Genomic DNA, 21,849 nt, shown 5'->3' on the forward strand with positions numbered 1-21,849 from the left:
TTTTATGTCCTTAAATAATTTCTGCTCCGAGGCAAGATTTAAAGTGTTCGAGCGCCCACTCATGGCCTTTTTGATTAAAGCTCGCTATGGCTTTTTCATAAATATAAATAGCAAATCCTTTATTATAAGCATCTACTGCTGTATGAAGTACACAGATATCCGTACATACACCTGCTAAGTAGACATCGGTAATCTGTCTTTCTCGCAGTTTAATCTCCAGATCTGTTCCAGCAAATGCGCTGTATCTCGTTTTATTTATCCATTCTACATTTGCCTTTGATTGATACACATTATATAAATCATTTAACTTTCCGTATAGCTTCCTTCCTGCAGAACCTTCAATATTATGAGGCGGAAACAGCGCTGATTCTGGATGCAAGGAATCATTTTCTTTATGAAAATCAATGGCAAACACGACATACTCGTCTTGCTCAATAAATTGACGCGTGATATCGCTTATAGATGTTTCAATGTGTTGCCCTGGTTCTCCGCATGTCAAAGCTCCGTTTTCAGCTACAAAATCATTGGTATAATCAATGTTAATCAGTGCTTTTTTCATTATGTTTCCCCCTCATAAATAAAAATTAACAGTTAACATATTGTTAATTATTTGAATTGAAAGTTTTTTCTTTTAATAGCGTGCTGTATAGATTGGCTTCATCACATTCATCTCAACAAACCGGTAGAGCTTTGTTGGCTTTTTAGACGTTCTCGTCGTTGTTTTTCCGTCTACTTCTTCAATGAATGGCAGCATTCTTATTTTTCGTGCAAACGCCTGATCACTTTTAATTGCCGCATCATCCGTTACGGTAAGCAGCACAGCCTGCAGTTCAGAGTATGTAAACTGAGAAGGCAGAAACTTCTGAGCAATAGTCGTTTGCAATAAATCTTTCTTAATTTCCTTGATTGCATCTCGAATGATGATTTCATGATCAAAAGCTAAAGGCAATGAAAAGATTTCATCTATTTTAAATAATTCAACTCGAGCAGCATCATCATTCGCTTTTCGTTTTATTAGACTATCTTCTGGGACAATTGCATAATGTGCGTTTGTGATGACCCATCCCCTATCGTCTCTTCCGGGCTCATCATAGACACCATAGTGTTTTAAATGGATATCGTTCACGCCCGTTTCTTCTTCGAGCTCTCTTTTAGCCGCTTCAAAAGCTGATTCATCAGGATGGACAAATCCGCCGGGAAGCGCCCACTTTCCTGCTTCGCTGTTCTTTTCTCCCTCCGCGTTTAGCATTGCTCGCTGGATAAGCATTAATTTTAAATTCATTTTAGGTGGTTTGTATGGTTCTTTTTCTTCCGTCACAATCGTAAATACAGCAATATCTGACGTATAGCCATAGGGTTTAGGGTATTCTTTTTTCATTTGATTCGTCATTGCTTTTTTGTTCGACATTCAGCATTTCTCCTGATCACTCTTTTTACAATTAACAATATGATTAATGTTAATTATATTTGTTTTATGGAAAATGTCAATACTTTTCCCACTAATTATAAAGAGAAGGTAATTTATGTTGTAAATAACGTTATGTTTCGTATTTTTTAGAGTTTATATGCATAAAAAGCCGAGTGAAGAAGTTCTCATTCCCCCTCTTCCCTCAGCTTTTTTCCCTTTTAATTAACGTGCTGCTAAACCAATCATCATTTTACCGTCTTTAAAATATTCAATGACATAGTCAACAGACGGACAGTAAATAAACGCTTCTTCTGTAAGATCAGCTGTTTGTTGGAAAAACGTTAGAGCCTGAGCTAAATCGACGCTTACGGCTTTAGTTGCTCGTTTCCAAAATAAAACAACCTGATGTTCTTTTATATTCATCTCTTGAAGCCATTTTTTGATTTCTTCAATATGCCGGGCGGACTTTTTAATTAATACTTTTCTCCAATTAATTTGCATGATTGTTAAAAAAGGAAAGGTGTTTGAAAGTTTTTCGAAGTAAATGCTTGTCTGCTTTTTCGTTAGCAAATCTGCACTGTTACCCAATGTTTGAATATAATGTTCTACTTTTGTCATAATCATCCTCCAGTCGAAATTGGAGTTTGCTAGAATTTTCAGAGACGTTCTCTACTCTTCTTGCTAAAAATCCTGCAGCTTTCCAACCGTGCTTTTTCTCAACAATGTTTAAATTTCACCTTTTTATACAAATTATTCAAAATAATTTGTGTATTTTAGTTTACCATAAAACTTAATCTTTGACTTTGTTTATGTAAAACCTTATTTGTGTTTCGACCAAAGAACGAATTCCATAGAAGAAAAGCTATAAAAAAGTTGACATTAACATTTATAAAAGTTAATATACTTACTAAAAGTAACTTAATTGCATATAACAAACAAGGTGAAGAAAATGAACTATCAAACAGATGTGTGTATAATAGGAGCCGGACCAGGCGGTGCTCTACTAGCCTATCTACTGGCTAAACAAAATATATCAACTATACTGATAGAGAGATCTGATAAGCTTGGAAAAGAATTTCGAGGCGAACATTTAAATGAAGATGGAGAAATGATTCTTAAAAAACATCATATATTTGAAGAAATTGAAAGCTTAGGCCTCCTTCGAATGTCTAGGGTCGAATACTGGAAAGATGGACATGTATTCAAAACGATAGAATCTGAACTTGGACATGCAGGAATTCATGTTCCACAGCAGCATCTTCTTCAGTCTATAGATAGCCGAGCAAGCAGCCATCCCTCCTACAAACTTATGCTGGGCACAAAAGTAACGGAGCTAACGCAAAATGAAAAAGGACAATATACTGGAATAAAAGCTCAGCAAAAAGGCCGGGGTGAAATAATAGTTGAAAGTAAAATCATTATTGGAGCAGATGGTCGATATTCAACTGTTCGCAAACTTGCGCACATAAAAAACAATATTCATAATCATGGATACGATTTGCTTTGGGCGAAAATTCCTGCACCTGAGAAATGGGAACCTTCTATTAAATTTGCGCTTGTGAAGCAGCAGCAGGTAGCGCTTTTTTCTCAAGCAAAAGGCTTTGTTCAAATCGGATGGAATATTGAAAAAGGCAGCTATCCTGCTCTTCAAAAACAATCGTTTAAACCGTTTATTCAGCGTTTAATAGAGGCTTTCCCTAGCTTAAACCTTTCAATTGAAAGGTTTATTAAGTCGTGGTCAGACTTTACGCTTCTTTCTGTGCAAAGCAGCATAAGCGAAGTGTGGTCAAAACATCACCTGCTCTTGTTAGGTGATGCTGCTCATACGATGACTCCTACTGGCGCTTTTGGATTAAACGAGTCATTAAAAGATGCTGACTTACTGTCTGACTTACTGCATCAAGTTTTTTATCAAAACAAAGAGATTTCAGAAACATTGAGACAGTTTGAACAGAAAAGAAAGCCAAGATTAATAACTCTTGAACGTATTCAGTTTCAGCGAGAAAAAGAATTCCCGTCTCATTTTATTTCTTCTTAAGTCAACAAAAAAGAGATTCCATAGATAAATGGAATCTCTTTTTTGCAATCATGATTTTTTAGCAGCTGTGCTATGTAAGTTCTCTTTTATGTATATTCCGCGAAGTTAATCTTGCTTGGCCCGCTGCCATTTTTGAAATTCAAGAAATTGTTTAAACTGCTCTTTGCTTATTCCTGACTCCGCTGCTTCTTTTGCTAACTCAAGCCACTCATTATCAATATCCAACGATTCAGATTTATCCATAGGCTCATGAATCAATCTATCAATACTCACGTTCAATGAGGTAGAAATTTTGTTTAGAAATTGAATAGATGGGTTGAGCTGAATTCCTCTTTCTACTGAAGATATGTACGATTTAGCAACACCCGCTCGGTTTGCAAGTTCTGTTAGCGATATTCCCTGTTTCATTCTAAGATCTCGAATACGTTGACCAATTGTCATTATAATCACCCTTACTAATGCTTACTTATCGATAATAATACCATAATTTCACTTTATCGTGCATTATAAATAAACGTTCTTACTGTAAAGGGATAATTATACATCTAGTGGACATAGCTTGAGACCCGCTATAAAGGTTAGCTATGCGTAACGAATTCTTTATTTCCTTACTGATGTATCGGCTAAGAATTTGAACTAATACTTTGTAAAAATTGTCTAACTTCCTCGATGCTTATACCTGTTTCTTTTGCTTCCATTATGAGCATAACCCATTCTAAGTCTAACGCATTTTCGTCTTTAAAATTCATAATTCGCTTCCTTTCTTCTTTTTCGGGAATTGAGAACGTTTTCTTTTTGCTGTTTTTGGGCATTCTCCCTTATTTTTCACTATGGTTTTACAGTATAATGGATATTACTAGAACATTAGACATTTTATATTTGCTAAAAAGCACCAATTTTTTTGAAATTTTTGTCTATTCCTATCATAATGATTTTACCGTTACACAAACGCTACAGTTAGACACTAGGAGGATTGCTTTTATGCCTTTTCTGCATACGGCGACAGAAAAAATTTACTATGAAATTCATTCGCCCGTGTTCACTGACAAGACAGAAACCGTTGTTATGGTTCATTCTTGTGTCACTGATCATACGCTTTTTGATTCTATTACTGCGGAATTAACCCAACATTACCGTGTTATTCATTACGATTTGAGAGAGACAGGAAAGAGCGCCTCTGCTACAGGAGAATTATCGTTTGAGGCTCATATTGAAGATCTTTTTCTCTTATTACATACGTTACATATAAAGAAGTGTTACTTAGTTGGAGTGGGATTTGGAGGACAAATCGCTGTTAAATTTACCGCCCGCTATGAATTTCTTATTGAAGGACTGATACTACTGTCTCTTCCTTTTTATTCAGATAGCACCATTCAAAAGATTAAGAGATGTTACAACGAAGAAAGCAAAAATCAAATACCGGTAAATAAAATCCTTGAATTAGGCAAACTGGAAAGTCTGGAATATACAAACATACAAGAGGTTATTGAAAGACTTAAACAAATGGATCCCAATGTATATTTCCGCTTCGTTAAACTTTCTATTACAGCCAGTCTATTTCAAGAGCTAAGCAGCATTTCACTTCCTGTACTCACTGTATCTGGCCAACATGATTTGCTGTTTTCATCTCAGTATCTGATTTCAAAAACGATGTTTTTAAAAAACTACAGTCATATGACCATACCTAACGCACATTCGCTATTTCTAGTAAAAGAAAAAACAGCTTTATTCAGAGAAATTATCATAGATTTTATTAAAAGTAATACATACCAGCTGCCTTCTTTAAAGAATGATTCTATGAAAATACTTAAAAACTGGGAAAGTGATACGGCTATAGACATACAAAAAGACTTCCATGCCCACACACCCTCTCTTAAAGTAGATTTCTTATACTCTTTTTCCGTCTATGTAAATGGTCAGCTTATTACAGAAGGCTGGAATAAGCGCTTTGCTCAAGAAATTTTACTATATCTTATTTTTCATCATTCTATCAGCAGAGAACAGCTATGCGAAGCACTGTGGCCTGACATACCTTTAAGCAATGCTAAAAAGAATTTACGCGTCTACTTGTCTCATTTAAAAAAGTTATTGAACGCAGAAAATTCAGAGCCGGTTTTACTTGTTAACAGGCAGCTCATTTCTTTAAATGCCGATGTGTCAAGCGATGGATTAGATTTACTAACTGACCTTCAGTGGATAACCGAACAGTCTGACCCGTCGCTGAAATTCAAGGAAGCTGAACAGCGCCTACATCAATTAGTTCCTCATTATTTAACAACGATTTATGACGACTGGTTCCTTGATATCCGAGTGAAAATAGAGATTATTCTTCTTGATCTATTAATCTGGATGAAAGAATGGCTTTGTGAGAATGGAAAAGTTTCGAAAGCCGTATTTTTACTCGTTAAATTTATTGATTTAGTAGAAGAAAAAGAATTCATTTATGATGAAATTATCGATTGCTATATCAAGCTCGATAACAATGAAAAATCAGAGTACTGGCTGAATCAAAAAATGCAGTATTTAGTTGAATAAAAAGGATGTGAATACATGAATTCGTACTGTGAGATGGTGTTTAATCAAATACACGTCAACGTCCAGTCTCTCACCGCGATCATTGATGAGGTTACAGAAGAAGAGCTTGCTTATCGTCCCCTCCCTCACAAGCGGTCTATTCAAGAGCTGCTGCAGCATTTATGTCTCATTTGTACTGCAGACTATTCTATTTCCTCAGGCTACTCTGCAGATAAAATGAACGACTTTTATCTGCAGCATCCAGCTTATACAAAGCTTGAACTCAAAACAGCTTTAATAGATGGCTTCAATCAGCTAAAAGCGGCCTACTCTTCTTTTGACGAACGAAAGCTTTTTTCACTGCAAACGTCCTATTGGGGATGCACGTATACATGTTTTGAGTGGCTGCTTGAAATTCAGTCTCATTTATACCATCACCGTGCAGAACTGTATACGCTTCTAACCTGTTACCGCAGAAAGGGATTGGATATAGTGCTTTTTGAGTGATATAGTTTTTCACTCTCTATATTTTCGTAGATTTTTAGAGGCTTAAAGGAATCTTTTTTTATTTATTTACCATTTTCCATACATTATGAAATATAATAGGAGAAATAGTAATAGCTTTTGTATATAGAAAGCATTAAAAGAAAATGAGGTTGGGTTATGAGAGAAACAATTGTTGCAGCTTTAAAGAAAATTGAAGAAGATTACGACGTAAAGGTATTATACGCTTGTGAATCTGGAAGTAGAGCATGGGACTTTCCATCTAAAGATAGCGATTATGATGTTAGATTTATTTATATTCATAAGAAAAATAAATATTTAAGCATTGACCCAATCGGTGTAGGTAAAAAGCGAGATGTAATAGAGCTACCTATTAATGACCTATTAGATGTTAGCGGCTGGGACTTAACCAAGACATTAAAACTTTTTAGAAAATCAAACCCACCTTTACTAGAATGGATGCAATCAAACATTGTATATTACAAGGCGTATTCAACATTTGATAAAATGAAAAAACTACATTCTAACATCTTTACTCCTACTTCTTGTATATACCACTATTTAAATATGGCTAGAAATAACTTTAGAGAGTATTTACAAGGTGACGAAGTAAAAATCAAAAAATATTTTTACGTTTTAAGACCCGTGTTAGCTGCTAAGTGGGTTGAACAATATAATGAATTTCCTCCACTAGAATTCCCTATTCTCTTAGAGAAACTGTTACCAGAAGGAGAATTAAAAGAAGAGGTTAGTAAGCTGTTAAAGCGTAAAATTAGTGGTGATGAGCTAGATTTAGAACCACGCATCAATGTTATTAATGAATTTTTAAACATAGAAATTGACCGTTTAGACAAATACGTCAGAACTTTATCTGTAGAATTAGATGACCCTACATATGAATTAGATCAATTGTTTAGAGATACTTTAGACGAAGTTTGGAACTAAGTATAAAACAAAAAGGCTTATCCCTAATGCAAGTAGCAGCGGATAAACCTTTTATTTATAATTTCTATTAAAGCGGTATATTATTATTCGTATTTTTTGTTTCATTCAAATAGCTCTCCACATATATTTGTTCTGCATCTGTAGCATTTTTAATTCCATCCTCGGGACTAAATTCAATGTTTCTCCTTATTGCTACACGATCTGCAATGTAACCCATTGCTAACAAAAACACTATACATCCGCCTGCCCATAGCCACATTGTCATTTTAATATCCCCTCTTTCTTCTTTAGTTCACCTAGCGTCGCGTAATACAGCATATATCCTCCGCAGGATAAAAGCCCTCCAACAAGTAAAATGGCAAGTTTTTTAATAACTATCCCCTCCACATTCTTTTAAACAAAACAGAACTAACAGATGATTCGACTTTATGTTAAACGTTTTTCCGCAAAAAGGAATTTAAATTAACATTCCCTATACTTACTATACGTTATAGCACTAATAAAAGTTTCAGAAAATTACATCAATAATTCCCAAGTTGATTTTCAACAAATCTTATTATAATTTTTTATGTTTCATCCTAAATAATTTCAAAACCGCTGCCAATCTATCTATAAAGCATTCGAGGCTTTACGCCGCTTCAATCAGATCTACTATTATTGCCAGGTGCATTAATTATGATGCCGATTGTGACTGAATGCATCAACCAATTACCTCAACATTTAATTTCTCACGGTACAGCTTTAAATAATACAATTCGTCAAGTTGCAGGTTCAATTGGTACTGCTATACTTGTTACAATTATGACGCAACAAACTACGGAACACCTCGCTAAAGCAATAACAACTTCGACTATAGATATGGTAGTAACGATGTATTCTTATTTGCGACGCTATTGACTCTAATTGCGTTACTACTCTCTCTTCTTACGTACACCAAAGATCAATAGAGAGAAATAATAAAAAGCCGTTTCTTTGGTTAAGAAACGGCTTTTTACTTTAATAAACAATTATATTTAAAGCATATATTTTACATTTGGATATCATGTTTAGATTCAAATGCAGACACTTTTTCTTTAGCATCTAAAAATTGTGTTTCAGCAGCTTTTGTGTTTTCTTCTAAAGTTGATTTATCCTTACCACTTTCTTTTTGTAGAACTTCTAGCATTTCAACTTGTTTATTTAATGACGAAGTTACGCTAGTGACTGCGGAATTCAATTGATTATATTCTTCAGTACTAAAGCTAGCTTTATATTTCTCCAACTCTTCCTTAATAAGCTTTATTCTTTTCATAGGCATTCCTTGTATAGACTTAATAGCCTCAGTTGCGTCTGCATCAATTTTTTCATAATCGTAGCTATCTGCATTAAAATCTTTGTCTAACTCAATAGTGTTCACCGCATTAAAGTGCTGAGTAATATCCGCTTTAGTTAACACAATATGCATATGAGTACCAATTGCAGCCTCGTACACATCTGCTGCCGAACCGTAACGCTTTTGAGCTTTTATTGCTTGATTATTACTTAAATTGTCTATCTCAGTTTTTAAGTCTTTTACGTGTTTGTCTAGTTCACCATCATCACCTTGAAGAATATTCTTGCTTTCAATTGACTTTGCAAGTATGTTAAAATCTGCTTCAAAAACAAGATAATCATCAGATTCCATATATCCTTTTTCTTTTGTATATTCTTCATACTCACTCTCTAAATTAGAGAGTTTTTGTTCGAGTTTTTTCTGCTCTTTCCCCATTTGTTTCTGCTCTTGCTTAGCAGATCCTTGTTTTTGTTCTTCTTTCGTTGATCCACAAGCTACTAAACTAATAGATAGCAAAGATGCTACAAGCCCTAGACCGATTTTTCTTAAATTCTTCATTTTTTCTCCTTTTTTTGGTATGTAGTTTTTTCACCTAACAAGGATAGCATATATTACGTACTCCAAAAGAACGATTTTAGTAAAATTATCAAGTTTTCTATAGATGAACCATTAAAAGCAACAATATTTTATCTGTTAGTAGCAGCTTTAAAAAACCTCTTATCTGCAGTTTTACTAACAATTGCTTAATTATTAGACCTTTTATCTGACGCGCAATGAAACTAATTAGAAAAAAAGTAAAAACCGTTTCACTGTTTAGAAAACGGTTATTTACTTTAACATATAATTCTATACTTAGAGTTAATTTGATATTTCAACCCCTATTTCTGATTCAAAATAATAAATTTACAATTTTTTAGCGCGTTAACTTGTTTTTCTAAAATAGAAATTAACTGTTTTTCTCACAAAAATAGTACTATTTTCAAGAGGAACCTTTTATTTCTCCTGAGAATAGTACTACACTATATTAGATAACCTTTATTTTTGTTTTAATTGTATAATATGTATCTGCTAAGAATCCTACTGCAAGTCCGCTAATCATACCGTACGGTAATACACCTGATACATTTTGATAAAAAGTGCCGATTATCATTGCAGCTAGGATGCCGAAAAGTACGCCTATCACAATATGCGAACCAAACTTCACCTGTTTTGCGGTATACATTCTTCCTCCTCCTCACTTTTTTTCCATTATATCACAACAGCATCGTTTATTTAATGATAACTGAGCGAGGAATGCGAATGTAATAAAACTGTAACCTTATATAACTATTTTAGTACTACTCTTTTAGCGAATAAAATGTCATATGAGGCTTTTCTTCTTGGTAATACGCTAAACGGTCTTGGAGCGTACCGGTATGAAATTCAAATTTATGCCCATCTGGATCCGTAAAATAAATAGATTTTTTGTCTCTCTCGTCACGATTTCTTCCAGGTAAGATATTTACATTATGCTGTTTTAGCAGCTCTTTTGCTTGGTCAAAGCTTTCAATTGAAATGGAAAATGCTAAATGAGTATACGAATACTGAATTTCTGATCTAGGAATATCTTTTTCTTCGTTTAACGCGAGCCACAATCCATTTAGACTAAAGTAAGCGGTGGACTTTCCTTTTACTAAAAGTTCTGCTCCTAACACTTTTTGATAAAATGTAATGGACCGTTCTAAATTTGACACAGAAAAGCACATATGATTAATTCCTTGAATCATCTTTACCCTCCATTTCTAGAAAAAAGTACTTCTTTCTATTATATAACTTTTCTTTTAGCGTCTATTTTACTGAAAAAACATACTTTTTGCCATGTAAAGAGCTACTCCCCAAATCATACATGCAGAAACCTTATTGACCCAAATCATTATTTTCCCATTCGAATCCATTTTCCCTACCGCTTTTCCGGCAAAAGCTAAGGATAAAAACCATATCCATGAAACGCATATCGTAACGAGCGTAAAAATCCATTTTTCTTTTCCGCTGTACAGTAGAGAATTTGTTCCGATTACACCCATAATATCCATCAGCGCGTGAGGATTTAGCAGAGATACAGAAGCAGCAAATAAAATTTGTGCTTTCACCGTCATCCCTTCCTTTACTGACGTTTTTGAAGGTTCGCTCTTCCACGTCACAAAGCCCATATACGCTAAAAAAAGAAAACCTATCCCAAAAATAAGCGCTTGAAAAAATGAAAAGGCAGCGGCTACTGCTGAAACTCCCAGCACTGCTACTAGAATTAAAATCGTATCACAAACAGAAGCCGTTACCACTACAGGAAGCGCCTGTTTGATCGTTCGTTGATTTGCTCCTTGGTTAAAAACAAACACATTTTGTACTCCTAAAGGTAAAATCAAACCGAATGCTAACAATAAAGCATGTATAACCACTGTAAACATGTTGTTCTCTCCTTTCTCTTTTATCCTACAATTGACATCCCTTGTTGTCTCCATCCAAATTTTGATTTATAATACCAACCAAATTATAAAAAGGTGGTCTCACATGAACTGGACTCCAAATCCGGCTGATAAAAAGCCAATGCACAAACAAATTCAAGAGTATATGAAAGAGAAAATCATAAATGGAGAGTGGCCTATTGGAACGAAAATTCCTTCTCAGCGCCATTTAGCTGCTAGCTTTTCTGTAAATAGAAGCACGGTGGTGACGGCAACCGAAAACTTAATTGCTGAAGGACTGCTCAGCGGAAACAAAGGAGGCGGCACCAAGGTCATCAACAATACGTGGAGCTTACTAGCATCAGGTTCTCAGATGAACTGGAATTCGTATGTAGAAGCAGGAATATACCAACCAAATTCTCCGACTATCCGCCATATTAACGAAGCTGAATTTCAACCGGGCATTATTGGTTTAGGAACTGGAGAGTTAGCACCTGACCTGCTTCCTTCCCATCAGCTTTCGGAGCTATTTGGCGGAATGAAACATAGAAGCGTACACTTGGGCTACGAGCCTCCAAAAGGCAACTATGAACTGCGTCAAGAGTTAGCCAAGAATTTAAAAGAACGGGGAATTGAAACGTCTCCGTCGTCCATTTTAATTGTATCTGGTTCACTTCAAGCGCTTCAATTAATTTCAATAGGCCTTCTGCCTCCAGGTGCCAATATATTAGCTGAAAAGCCTTCTTATCTGTATTCTCTACCATTGTTTCAGTCCGCAAAAATGAAACTAATGGGCATTTCGTTAGACAAAGAAGGAATTCATTTATCTTCATTAAAAGACCAGCACGAAAAAGAAAAAGGCACAGTTTTATATACGATACCAAACTTTCATAACCCCACCAATGTGACGATGAGCGAACAAAGGCGTCAAGAGCTGCTTCACCAGTGTGAAAGAATGCATTTACCTATTATTGAAGATGATGCGTACGGAGATCTTTGGTTTCATTCACCGCCTCCGCTTTCATTAAAAGCTCGAGATAAAAATGGAATGGTTCTTTATTTAGGAACGTTCTCTAAAACATTCAGTCCAGGATTTCGAATTGGATGGATCGTAGGGCCTGAACATGTAATTGAGCGATTGGCCGACCTTAAAATGCAAGTTGACTACGGAGCCAGTTCCTTATCTCAATGGGCAGCTGCTGAAGCTCTAAAAACCGGAATTTATGACAAGCACGTTGCCAGCGTACGCTATAAATTAAAAGAAAAATCTCAGCAAACGCAGGCTATTTTAGAGAAGCATTTAAAAAGGCTTGCTACGTGGAATACTCCGAGCGGAGGTTTTTATTTTTGGCTGACGCTGCATAAGCCTGTTTCGATGCGGAAATTATTTAAGCACTGTCTCCACGAAGGAGTTCTGTTAAATCCAGGCGCATTGTATGATCATGAAACGTCACAGCATATCAGAATATCCTTTTCTTATGCAACTCTTGCAGAATTTGAATACGGCATCAAAATAGTCGCAAAAAGCCTTAAGAATCTTTACAAGTGATTCTTAAGGCTTTCTTGTGTTAACGGCAGCTTTATCAAAAAAGTGAGCTTATTATGCTGACGCTCTGCTCGTATCTTCCCTTGATGCAGCTGAATGATTTGTTTTGCAATAGCCAGTCCTAAACCTGAACCATTTGCGTCCGTTCTTGATTCATCACCTCGATAAAATCGATCAAATAACTTTTCCACCTCAATTTTTTCACTGATGTTAATGCTGTTCCTAAAGGAAATTACCAACGAATCCTCATCAATTTCCTGATTCACCTCTAATACGGAAGGCTTTTTGCTGTACTTCTTGGCATTTTCGAGCAAGTTTTGAAAGACTCTTACCATTTTTTCTACATCAATAAATGCATGCCATTCACAAGCAAAGTTAGTCTGAACGTCAATGCCTTCTCTTTTTAACATCGGCTCGTACTCTCCTATTACCTGCTGAAGCAAACGTTTCATATCCACTTCATTTCGCTGAAGCTGAAAATCCGGACTCGTTAATTTTGTATAGTCAAACAACTCTTCTATTAAATCCGTTAAATAATTTGCTTTTGAATCAACAATATATAAATAGCTATCTAATGTTTCATCGTCCATATTTTCTCTTTTTTTGATTAAATCGAGGTATCCCACAATGGACGTTAAAGGCGTACGCAAATCGTGAGACACGCTGGATATTAGCTCATTTTTTGCTTGTTCGATTTCTCGTTCCCGATCAAACTTTGTACGAAGCTGTGCAGACATTTTGTTAATATTTTGACTCAATTCAGCCAGCTCATCTTTTCCTCGCACATGGATGGTTGCGCCTAAATCTCCATTTGATATTTTTTGAACCTGTTCGGAAATTTCTTTCAGGTAACGAATATGGGAACGAATAAGTACTAAAAAAACAAAAATAAAGACCACAACCGCCATAGAAATAAGCCCAAACGCCAATAGATTATATGCAGAAACATTCATTTTCTCTTCTTGTATATACCTGCTTAAAACAAGCCTAGCAATTAAAATAAAAGTTAAATTGGTGACCAAAAAGCTTATAATCACAGCGAAAAGAAGCTTTACACTTAATTTTCTCATATCCTGTATCCTACGCCCCATATGGTTTTAATATAAATAGGCTTTTTCGGATCATCCTCAATTTTTTCACGAATCTTTGTGATATGAACCATTACGGTACTATCCGATTTAAACGCGTCTTCTTGCCACACGGCTTCATATATTTTCCCCATGCTCATTACCGTTCCTTTGTTGCGTGCCAGCAGCTCTAAAATATCAAACTCTTTTGGTGTTAAACGAATCTCTTGACCGCGCACAAAGACAAGGCGAGTACTGCGGTTAATTTCCAAATCGCCAATTTGAATAACGTCACGCTCAGCGCGTTCATTGTATTTTTTATAGCGTCTAATTTGTGATTTGACTCGTGCGATGAGTTCGAGTGGGTTAAATGGTTTTGTTAAGTAATCATCTGCTCCTGCTGTTAGACCAGAAATTTTGTCCATATCTTCTGACTTAGCCGAAAGCATAATAATGGGCATATTTTTTTCTTCACGTATTTTAAAAGCAGCGTCGATTCCATTCATCTGCGGCATCATAATATCTAATATAATTAAATCTACTTCTTGTTCCTCTAAAAGCGCTAAGCCAGATACAGCATTAGAAACTTTCAGCGCTTCAAATCCTTCATTTTCTAAGTAAATAGCAATTAAATTACGAATTTGCTCATCATCATCTATAATTAAAATTCTGTCTTTCATTTACAAACTCCTTATATCCCATTCTTTTCGCATGTAAAAATGTATGCGGGAGGAACGTTTCTCCACTCTTTTTCGACTTTAATATGCGGAAAAAACGTGCGAATTAACTCTTTTTTTAAATTTGTATACTGAAACGTAATAAATTTCCCTTCATTAGCTAATACACTTCGCGTGTTTTGTAAAATACCGTCTGACACTTCAGACGCTAAAGAAGCAAAAGGAAGACCTGATAGTACGTAATCCACTTTTGAAATATCATACTGGATCAAGTACTTTTGAACATTTTCAGCCGAGCCGTGTATCACATACACATTTTTTTCATCTCTTACTTGTTCTTTTACTTTTTCGTAAAAATGCCGATTGTATTCGATAAGAAGCAAAGTTGTACAAGCGCTTCGTCTTCTTATCAATTCACGGGTAAAAACTCCGGTTCCTGGCCCGTACTCTACTATACAGGCTGCATGTTCAAAATCAATCCCTTTCACCATTTTTTTCGCTAAGTGCGTAGAGCTTGGCAAAAGCGCTCCTACCGTTCGCGGCTGGTGAAAATATTGATACATAAAAGCTAAATTCATTTTCTATTCCTTCTTTCTACTCTTTCTTTCTAGAATAGAAAAAAAATCTAAAGAAACGTTAAGTAAATTTCTTAAGAATTCTTAAGAAAACAAAAAAGAGGATGGGACATAACGGAATTAACCCAATCTAAAGACGAGCAAATTGGATTAATAAACTCATATGGATTGCTCTTGACACCGCTGTTGATTTCCGTGCAAGACTTCGCTTTCCGCGGCCGGCCGATGAGCCTCCTCGTCGCTTACGCGTCTGTGGGGTCTCATCTGTTCCGCTTTTCCCGCAGGAGTCTTCACCTTGCCCTCCAATCAACAGCTAGAAGCGGTGAAACCAACGTTTATAATAACAGTAAAAAATCCGAATGGTCAGTCAATAATACCGATTGATCATTCGAATTTATCCTTAACTAAAATATTTTTGTCCAGCCTCGATTACTCGTTTAAAAGATAATTTATCGTAAATAACATCCGCTATTTAAATCAAAGGTAGCTCCTGTATAATGTTTTGCTTGAGGACTCAGTAAAAAAAGAACGGTATCTGCCACGTCTTGAGGCGTAACAAAGCTTGGAATCAGCTGATGATCGATGTATTCATTTTTGCGCCACTCTGGAATATTTTTCATCATATCGGTATTTACCATTGTAGGTGCTACGGCATTCACACGGATATAAGGAGAAAAATTCATTGCACAGCTTTTGGTTAATCCTAATATCGCTGCTTTAGACATTCCATATATAGCATCGGAGCTTCCTTCCATTCCTGATACGGACGATATATTAATAATTGCTCCTTCTGTTTCCTTTTCCATTAATAATTCGCCAAAGTATTTGGAGAAATAAATATATCCTTTAATATTAATGTCCATCACAAAATCTATTTCCTTTTCTTCATAATCCAATAAATTTTTCCCTAAATACACGCCTGCATTATTAACTAATCCATATAAATTTTTATCTTTTATTTGATAGAAAAGATTTCTTACGCCCTTCCCTTCTTTAACATCTATTACATACGTTTCAATATGACCTTTCGTATCTTCAGCTAGCTGTTTCAAAGCTCCTTCATTACTATCACAAGCAATAACTGAATAGCACTTCAACACACACTCTTTTACAATTTCTTTGCCAATTCCAGCACCTGCACCCGTGACGATTACCCATTTTTCTTTCATCTCTACACCTCTTATCTACTTTCTGTTACACATACTTGTTATGTAAATATTCAAACATTCATTATACCATTATTTTCTATATAGACGTCCCTTTCTTACGCTCTTTTTTAGCTTACCTGACAAAGCGCGTATAGTTTTTTATGGGAGTGATAACGATAAGACAGTACATTATTTCAAACAAGAAAGAGATGATAAAACGTGGCAAAAGTACTTTATATTACAGCTCATCCTCACGATGAGTCTCAATCATTCAGTATGGCAACTGGAAAAGCATTTATCGATGCTTACAAAGAGCACAATTCAAGTGACGAAGTTGTACATATTGACCTTTATAAAGAAAATATCCCTCATATTGATGCAGATGTATTTAGCGGCTGGGGCAAACTTCAGTCTGGCTCGGAACTCTCTTCTCATGAACAGGAAAAGGTCAATCGCCTTGCAGAATTGAGCGAACAGTTTGTAGGAGCGGACAAATATGTTTTTGTAACGCCTATGTGGAACTTTTCGTTTCCACCGGTTATGAAAGCTTATTTAGACTCTGTAGCCGTAGCGGGTAAGTCATTTAAATACACGGCCGAAGGTCCGGTTGGACTATTAACAGATAAAAAAGCGCTTCATATTCAAGCACGGGGAGGCATTTATTCTGAAGGTCCTGCAGCTGATATGGAAATGGGGCATCGCTATATTGGAATTATGATGAATTTCTTCGGAGTACCTTCGTTAGACGGCATTTTTGTGGAAGGGCATAATGCAATGCCAGATAAAGCCCAAGAAATTAAAGAAAAAGGAATAGCTGAAGCAAAAAAACTTGCCCAAACTTTTTAATATAAAGAGGCTGTAACAAAAATATTTTGATTGAAGGAAGATCCGAACGAGGACTTGAGACTCTTAATGGAGCATCAACTTTGTTCGGATTTTTCTGTTGGTAAAGTGAACGTAGCTTTCATGCATGGTGGCTGCTTCCAGCAGTTAATTGGAGGGCAAGGCGAAGACTCCTGCGGGAAAAGCGGAACAGATGAGAACCCACAGGCGCGTAAGCGACGAGGAGGCTCATCGTCCGCCCGCGGAAAGCGAAGCCTTGCACGGAAATTAACTGCGATGTAACAAGCCATTCATACTAGATCATTTATCCCGTTTGTTCGTCTTTCGATGGAAGTGATTTCGTTATGTCTAAGTCTCTTTTCTACGCAAAAAAGCTTTCTCTTTCCCTTTCGATCCACCTGTCCATTTCTCGATCACTTTTTTCTACAAGTCTGTTAACGAGGATATCATGCCAAATATAGTTTTCAAGTAAATTAATGTTAACTCCGTTATTGGTATAGTAAGCCATTTCTTTATGACCATAAATCATTTCACTGCTGTCAACAGATATAATAAACCAGTTTTGATTCCCAATATTTTCGGTATAGCTTGTATGGCGGTGCCGGTCAAATTCCTCCATCGCTTCATCTTGTTCAAACACAATTCCTTTTAGTGTGACACTCTCCCTTAGCTGTAATAAAAGAGGCTTCAACTCATTATAAATATCAGGCCAAAGCGAGATGACAATTTTATTTTTTGCTTTTAACAATAGCGACTCACAAAAAGCAAGAATGGCTGTTTCTCCTCTCATCGTCATAACCCGGCTTTCTTCTATAGACTCTGCAGCTTCAAGACGTTTAAGCGTTTCGCTAACGTCTTCATACGTTTCGTTCCATTTTTTCTGCAGCGAATGCAAAAAAGCATCGACGGGCAGCGACGTGTACTGGGTGCCATCATTACTCTCTTCTTTTAACACCATGCCTTTTTCCTCTAGTGTTTGTAAAATATCGTATACACGCGCTCTTGGCACACCTGAATGTTTACTAATGCTATAAGCAGTGGAAGATCCTTTTTTGACAAGCGTCACGTATACTTTTGATTCATACTGATTAAATCCAAGCGACTGCAGCTGCTGAATAATATTTTCCATAAAGGAAACCTCCCTGTTTTTTAAGTTATTTGAAATTTTCATCATTTACATATTTACAACTGCTTTTTATATAGTTACTATTTAAGTAGTCACTATATATATATTATGACATGAGGAAGGTGCTTTATGGAAGAATTAAGTTTACAGATTGTTCTTTTGCTTTTACTCTTTGGTTTTTTAGCTGCATTCATTGACTCCGTAGTGGGCGGAGGTGGTTTAATTTCTACACCCGCTCTTTTATTTTTAGGCCTGCCGCCCGCTGCTGCCTTAGCTACAAATAAATTAGCTGGAACGATGGGCGTATTAACGAGTACCATTCGATTTGTCAAATCCGGAAAAGTCGATTTTCGCGTTGTGGGTAAATGGTTTCCTTTTGTATTTATTGGCTCTTTGGGAGGTTCAATCACCGTTCATTTTCTATCCTCTGCTTTTTTGAAACCTGTTATTTTAATTCTCCTTGTTTTAGTTGCTATTTATACAATCTTCAAAAAAAACTGGGGCACCACGTCCACGTATAAGCCGCTGTCTATTAAGAAACTTATTTTCTTTACTGCACTTATTTTTATCATTGGCTTTTACGATGGATTTTTAGGAGCAGGCACAGGTTCATTTATTTTATTTGCTTTTTTATTTATGGGATTTGATTTCCTGCAGTCAGCAGGCAGCGCAAAATTTTTAAATTTCGGCAGTAATTTAGGTGCTTTGCTTGTATTTTTGTATTTTGATTCTGTTGTATTTTCTTACGGATTAATTATGGGGTTTGCGATGATCGTGGGTTCTTTCGTTGGATCAAACGTCGCTTTATCAAAAGGCGTGACGTACGTCCGAACGCTTTTTATTCTTGTCACTTTAAGCCTTATTAGCAAAAACATATTCGACTATGTAAATCAGTACAAATAGATCAATGGTTTCTTTCGAACTATAACAATGAACCTATATATCTATTAGATTAATAAAACCACCTCTTACTATTTTCTTATTTTTGGGTAAATGTGTAAAAAGACACTAAAATTGTTGTATACTGATCGATGTTGTTTTACATAATTAGAAATATTATACAGAGGTGAACGTTTTGTTTAAGAAATTTAGGTTTTTATGGTTTATTTTGCTGATCTTTGCACTTATTTTTGTCAAAAATACGTTCTTTTCTTCTTCAGAGAACGCCGCTGAGACGCTAGCAACGTCAGATGTTCCACAAGCCGCAGCTACTTTCAAAGAGGGAAACAATCAGCAGGACGGAGTCATTATTCAAAAATATCGCAAACAGCTAGATGCAGCACAGAAAAAAAATGACGAAAAAGCTACTAAAGAAATACAAGAAAAAATTTATGAAGACGGAAGACAGGCGGCACTAAACTTTTTACCGCGCAATAAATTTCAAAGAGCTTTTTCTCAGCCTTCGAAAAAATCGGCCGATGACATTTATAACTTTCTAATTGCCCAAGTAGGGTTTGGAGGATATGATTCTCTTTATCAAGAAGCAATAGCCGCAAAAAAAGAAGCAGCTTCTTCTACTGATGAATTAAATATGAGTGGCATTCAAGCTAAAACCGCTGCACTTACATACAGCACACTCGCACAAAGAGAGCAGCTGCTTGTTACAAGTCTTGCCTATGACTTAAGCAGCGTAGGCGTCATTTCTTCCGATACAGCTAAAGGTATTGATAAAAAAGCTACTCATATGCTAGAAGTTAGAAAAGAAGGAATAAATGCCGCGATGCAAGAATAAGCGAAACAGCTCTTTTCTTCTTCCTAATAAAAACGTGTCCGCCTGTTTGGCGAACACGTTTTTTTGTTTAATAAATAATAGCCTGTACGCTCATTATTGTAACGGTTAAAATAAGAATCACGTTTCCTATAATTAACCACGGCTTTGCGCTTCCTCTTCTACCTTTAATAGCCGTGATTAGTCCAGCAATGGGCAATAAAGCCATAATGATGACCCAAATTTTACGAAGAATGCTGGAATCCAAATAAAAACCAAACTGCATCATCGCAAATAACACGACTGTAATAAGGAAGAAAAGTGTAGGCACAGCTAAATGAATGCCTCTTGGTCTCATTGAGTAGTACACAACATCACTTTCTTTCTATGTAAAATCTTACGTAAAATAACGTTATCATTTACACAGAGTTTTGACAACTTTTTGAAGGATTTTGTCAACAAATTTTAATAATCCAGAAGAAATCACTTCTCATTCAGCTGCCCGAAGACTGCCGGAAGTGCAGAAATAACGTCGCTTGCTAACATATCTATCATTGTATGCCCCTGATCGAGCAGCACATCCGCTGCTTTTCCATGAACATATACCGCATTGCTGATTGCTTCTTGAAGAGAATCATGCTGCATAATAAAAGCGAGGATGATTCCGGTTAACGTGTCACCCGTTCCACCTTTTGCAAGTCCTGCGTTTCCAGTGGTATTTACGTATTGTTTTCCATCCGGCGTTGTAACGATCGTGTTTGGGCCTTTTAATACAAGATACACACCATTTTCCACTGCGTATTGGCTAGATATCGAAAATCGATTTGCTTCTACTTCTGCGATTGTTGTATCCACGAGTCTAGCCATTTCTCCGGGATGAGGTGTTAAAATCGTTGCGTGTTCTCTTTCTTTTACTTCTTTCATCAAATCCGGCAGATGAAAAAGAGCATCTGCGTCGATTACAACAGAAACGGGCTGTTGAAGTACTTGTTCGACAACTTTCTTTGTTTCTTCCGTTCTCCCAAGCCCTGGTCCAACTGCAATTGCATCGTACTTTGCTTCTTCTAAAGGAATCTCGCCTGCAAAAAAGCCATCTTTGCTTGGGCATGGCTTATACATCACTTCTAACATGTGAGCAGCTGCAATCGCATGAATATCATTCGGAAGCGCAAGCGTTAAGAGCCCTGCTCCGCTTGTGAGTGCTGCTTTTGACGTTAGCATCGGCGCTCCGGGTGTTTGAAGTGAACCTCCTATTACGATTCCTTTTCCATGTGTACCTTTATTGGACGAAGCATTCCGAATGGGAAAAGATTGTTTAATATGCTGAGTTGACCATACCTCTTTAAGGGATGAGCTTTTTCCAATTGCTAGCGGTGGGATACCGATATCTACTACAATCAATTCACCATAGCTTTCTTTGCTCGGGTATGTAAATGCCGTGATCTTTGGCTGCTGAAGCGTAATCGTAGCATCTGCACGTACCGTAAGCTCTTGCTTCTGTTCCATTACTCCACTTGGGACATCGATGCTGTATATGTAAGCCTTAGAGTCGTTTATTTTTTTTATAATGTTATCATAAGGAGATTTGATGCTGCCTTTTACGCCTATACCTAATAAACAATCAATAAGGACCGTATACTTTTTTACAGAGAAGTTGTCTCCCGCCGATTGCCACGCGAATTCAGCATTTTCATAGATGATCATGGCTTTTTTAGCTGCGCCTTTTATTTTCTCCCGTGCAGGAACTACCCAGACGTCAACTTCATAGCCTTTTGACTTCAAAGCACGGGCAATAACAAAGCCGTCTCCTCCGTTGTTTCCCGTTCCTATAAGCAGCCCTATTTTTTCATATTTTTCGATTCGCTCACTCAGCGCGTTTGCAGCAGCCTGTCCGGCATTTTCCATAAGGGACTCTTCACTCATCCCAATTGTATTCGTCATATAATCATCTACTTGATACATCTCTTGATTCGTTACAATTCTCATTATGCTGCTCC

General features: G+C 36.5%; 27 protein-coding genes and 1 pseudogene. 10 read left to right on the forward strand and 18 right to left on the reverse strand.

All coding sequences use genetic code 11. The annotated features are described in order from the left end of the window. Positions 1-10 precede the first annotated feature (10 nt). The 3 genes from ACRPLY_RS02690 to ACRPLY_RS02700 form a co-directional block, all read right to left on the reverse strand. Positions 11-559 (reverse strand): cysteine hydrolase family protein, encoded by a 549-nt coding sequence (locus ACRPLY_RS02690; RefSeq protein ID WP_325076768.1) that lies wholly within the window; start codon positions 557-559, stop codon positions 11-13. A 72-nt stretch (positions 560-631) separates the two neighbouring features. Further along, positions 632-1,408 carry an NUDIX domain-containing protein gene (locus ACRPLY_RS02695; protein ID WP_028413475.1) on the reverse strand — a complete coding sequence of 259 codons (777 nt, stop codon included), beginning with the start codon at positions 1,406-1,408 and terminating at the stop codon, positions 632-634. Between the two features lie 222 nt (positions 1,409-1,630). Beyond that, a complete protein-coding gene (locus ACRPLY_RS02700; protein WP_014460246.1) occupies positions 1,631-2,026 on the reverse strand; it encodes a hypothetical protein in 396 nt (131 codons plus the stop codon). Between the two features lie 331 nt (positions 2,027-2,357). Between ACRPLY_RS02700 and ACRPLY_RS02705 the strand changes: the two genes are divergently transcribed. Further along, positions 2,358-3,446: an FAD-dependent monooxygenase gene (locus ACRPLY_RS02705; protein WP_165635985.1), complete on the forward strand. Its 1,089-nt coding sequence runs from the start codon at positions 2,358-2,360 to the stop codon at positions 3,444-3,446. 105 nt (positions 3,447-3,551) lie between these two features. On the opposite strand, the gene ACRPLY_RS02710 is transcribed toward ACRPLY_RS02705, so the two are convergent. Together ACRPLY_RS02710 and ACRPLY_RS02715 are read right to left on the reverse strand one after the other, a co-directional pair. Further along, complete coding sequence (locus ACRPLY_RS02710; RefSeq protein WP_033578883.1) at positions 3,552-3,887, reverse strand: helix-turn-helix domain-containing protein; 336 nt, start codon at positions 3,885-3,887, stop codon at positions 3,552-3,554. Positions 3,888-4,069: 182 nt separating this feature from the next. Beyond that, positions 4,070-4,258, reverse strand: a complete 189-nt coding sequence (locus ACRPLY_RS02715) for an anti-repressor SinI family protein (protein WP_033578882.1) — start codon at positions 4,256-4,258, stop codon at positions 4,070-4,072. Positions 4,259-4,427: 169 nt separating this feature from the next. On the opposite strand from ACRPLY_RS02715, the gene ACRPLY_RS02720 reads away from it, so the two are divergent. From ACRPLY_RS02720 to ACRPLY_RS02730, 3 genes are all read left to right on the forward strand, one after another. Further along, positions 4,428-5,981, forward strand: a complete 1,554-nt coding sequence (locus tag ACRPLY_RS02720) for an alpha/beta fold hydrolase (RefSeq protein ID WP_337050480.1) — start codon at positions 4,428-4,430, stop codon at positions 5,979-5,981. 15 nt (positions 5,982-5,996) lie between these two features. Then, positions 5,997-6,467 carry a DinB family protein gene (locus tag ACRPLY_RS02725; RefSeq protein WP_337050479.1) on the forward strand — a complete coding sequence of 157 codons (471 nt, stop codon included), beginning with the start codon at positions 5,997-5,999 and terminating at the stop codon, positions 6,465-6,467. Positions 6,468-6,623: 156 nt separating this feature from the next. Continuing rightward, entirely contained in the window at positions 6,624-7,409 is a 786-nt protein-coding gene (locus tag ACRPLY_RS02730) for a nucleotidyltransferase domain-containing protein (RefSeq protein ID WP_028413480.1), read from the forward strand. A 67-nt stretch (positions 7,410-7,476) separates the two neighbouring features. Here the strand turns inward: ACRPLY_RS02730 and ACRPLY_RS02735 are convergent, their stop codons facing one another. Continuing rightward, positions 7,477-7,674 (reverse strand): hypothetical protein, encoded by a 198-nt coding sequence (locus ACRPLY_RS02735; protein ID WP_045290429.1) that lies wholly within the window; start codon positions 7,672-7,674, stop codon positions 7,477-7,479. A 332-nt stretch (positions 7,675-8,006) separates the two neighbouring features. On the opposite strand from ACRPLY_RS02735, the pseudogene ACRPLY_RS02740 reads away from it, so the two are divergent. Beyond that, positions 8,007-8,240 (forward strand): annotated as a pseudogene (locus ACRPLY_RS02740) (hypothetical protein); the annotation flags it as partial. A gap of 196 nt (positions 8,241-8,436) precedes the next feature. Here ACRPLY_RS02740 and ACRPLY_RS02745 read toward each other — a convergent pair. The 4 genes from ACRPLY_RS02745 to ACRPLY_RS02760 form a co-directional block, all read right to left on the reverse strand. Next, positions 8,437-9,279 (reverse strand): hypothetical protein, encoded by an 843-nt coding sequence (locus ACRPLY_RS02745; protein WP_325076761.1) that lies wholly within the window; start codon positions 9,277-9,279, stop codon positions 8,437-8,439. Positions 9,280-9,745: 466 nt separating this feature from the next. Further along, entirely contained in the window at positions 9,746-9,943 is a 198-nt protein-coding gene (locus ACRPLY_RS02750) for a hypothetical protein (RefSeq protein ID WP_208732360.1), read from the reverse strand. A 115-nt stretch (positions 9,944-10,058) separates the two neighbouring features. Then, complete coding sequence (gene fosB / locus ACRPLY_RS02755; RefSeq protein WP_208732361.1) at positions 10,059-10,487, reverse strand: metallothiol transferase FosB; 429 nt, start codon at positions 10,485-10,487, stop codon at positions 10,059-10,061. A 66-nt stretch (positions 10,488-10,553) separates the two neighbouring features. Then, positions 10,554-11,165: a LysE/ArgO family amino acid transporter gene (locus ACRPLY_RS02760; protein ID WP_325076758.1), complete on the reverse strand. Its 612-nt coding sequence runs from the start codon at positions 11,163-11,165 to the stop codon at positions 10,554-10,556. A 103-nt stretch (positions 11,166-11,268) separates the two neighbouring features. On the opposite strand from ACRPLY_RS02760, the gene ACRPLY_RS02765 reads away from it, so the two are divergent. Beyond that, positions 11,269-12,711 carry a PLP-dependent aminotransferase family protein gene (locus tag ACRPLY_RS02765; protein ID WP_325076757.1) on the forward strand — a complete coding sequence of 481 codons (1,443 nt, stop codon included), beginning with the start codon at positions 11,269-11,271 and terminating at the stop codon, positions 12,709-12,711. Here ACRPLY_RS02765 and ACRPLY_RS02770 read toward each other — a convergent pair. From ACRPLY_RS02770 to ACRPLY_RS02790, 5 genes are all read right to left on the reverse strand, one after another. Then, positions 12,702-13,778 (reverse strand): HAMP domain-containing sensor histidine kinase, encoded by a 1,077-nt coding sequence (locus tag ACRPLY_RS02770; protein ID WP_325076756.1) that lies wholly within the window; start codon positions 13,776-13,778, stop codon positions 12,702-12,704. The two genes, ACRPLY_RS02765 and ACRPLY_RS02770, sit on opposite strands and share 10 nt — an antisense overlap. Continuing rightward, positions 13,775-14,455, reverse strand: coding sequence for a response regulator transcription factor (locus ACRPLY_RS02775; RefSeq protein ID WP_325076755.1), 681 nt, complete (start codon positions 14,453-14,455; stop codon positions 13,775-13,777). Before ACRPLY_RS02775 ends, ACRPLY_RS02770 begins: the two co-directional genes overlap by 4 nt. An 11-nt stretch (positions 14,456-14,466) precedes the next feature. Then, entirely contained in the window at positions 14,467-15,030 is a 564-nt protein-coding gene (locus ACRPLY_RS02780; protein WP_325076754.1) for a class I SAM-dependent methyltransferase, read from the reverse strand. 127 nt (positions 15,031-15,157) lie between these two features. Next, a complete protein-coding gene (locus ACRPLY_RS02785; RefSeq protein ID WP_325076753.1) occupies positions 15,158-15,337 on the reverse strand; it encodes a hypothetical protein in 180 nt (59 codons plus the stop codon). A gap of 139 nt (positions 15,338-15,476) precedes the next feature. Further along, on the reverse strand, positions 15,477-16,196 hold the full coding sequence (locus tag ACRPLY_RS02790; protein ID WP_325076752.1) for an SDR family NAD(P)-dependent oxidoreductase: 720 nt from the start codon (positions 16,194-16,196) through the stop codon (positions 15,477-15,479). 198 nt (positions 16,197-16,394) lie between these two features. Between ACRPLY_RS02790 and ACRPLY_RS02795 the strand changes: the two genes are divergently transcribed. Both ACRPLY_RS02795 and ACRPLY_RS02800 read left to right on the forward strand, forming a co-directional pair. Continuing rightward, positions 16,395-17,021, forward strand: coding sequence for an FMN-dependent NADH-azoreductase (locus ACRPLY_RS02795; protein ID WP_028413489.1), 627 nt, complete (start codon positions 16,395-16,397; stop codon positions 17,019-17,021). A 66-nt stretch (positions 17,022-17,087) separates the two neighbouring features. Further along, on the forward strand, positions 17,088-17,300 hold the full coding sequence (locus ACRPLY_RS02800) for a hypothetical protein (protein ID WP_033578872.1): 213 nt from the start codon (positions 17,088-17,090) through the stop codon (positions 17,298-17,300). A gap of 79 nt (positions 17,301-17,379) precedes the next feature. On the opposite strand, the gene ACRPLY_RS02805 is transcribed toward ACRPLY_RS02800, so the two are convergent. Continuing rightward, positions 17,380-18,147, reverse strand: coding sequence for a TrmB family transcriptional regulator (locus tag ACRPLY_RS02805; RefSeq protein ID WP_047751054.1), 768 nt, complete (start codon positions 18,145-18,147; stop codon positions 17,380-17,382). Between the two features lie 126 nt (positions 18,148-18,273). Here ACRPLY_RS02805 and ACRPLY_RS02810 point away from each other — a divergent pair, with 126 nt between their 5' ends. Both ACRPLY_RS02810 and ACRPLY_RS02815 read left to right on the forward strand, forming a co-directional pair. After that, the gene (locus ACRPLY_RS02810; protein ID WP_013056888.1) at positions 18,274-19,047 is read left to right on the forward strand and encodes a sulfite exporter TauE/SafE family protein; all 774 of its coding nucleotides are present in this window, start codon (positions 18,274-18,276) and stop codon (positions 19,045-19,047) included. 163 nt (positions 19,048-19,210) lie between these two features. After that, the gene (locus ACRPLY_RS02815) at positions 19,211-19,876 is read left to right on the forward strand and encodes a hypothetical protein (RefSeq protein ID WP_321201948.1); all 666 of its coding nucleotides are present in this window, start codon (positions 19,211-19,213) and stop codon (positions 19,874-19,876) included. 67 nt (positions 19,877-19,943) lie between these two features. Here ACRPLY_RS02815 and ACRPLY_RS02820 read toward each other — a convergent pair whose 3' ends face one another. Both ACRPLY_RS02820 and ACRPLY_RS02825 read right to left on the reverse strand, forming a co-directional pair. After that, positions 19,944-20,222 (reverse strand): hypothetical protein, encoded by a 279-nt coding sequence (locus tag ACRPLY_RS02820; protein ID WP_223260155.1) that lies wholly within the window; start codon positions 20,220-20,222, stop codon positions 19,944-19,946. 113 nt (positions 20,223-20,335) lie between these two features. Continuing rightward, on the reverse strand, positions 20,336-21,838 hold the full coding sequence (locus tag ACRPLY_RS02825) for a bifunctional ADP-dependent NAD(P)H-hydrate dehydratase/NAD(P)H-hydrate epimerase (RefSeq protein WP_028413492.1): 1,503 nt from the start codon (positions 21,836-21,838) through the stop codon (positions 20,336-20,338). Between the last annotated feature and the right edge of the window lie 11 nt (positions 21,839-21,849).

The organism is Priestia sp. TGN 0903, assembly GCF_050846855.1.
Lineage (GTDB): Bacteria > Bacillota > Bacilli > Bacillales > Bacillaceae_H > Priestia > Priestia zanthoxyli.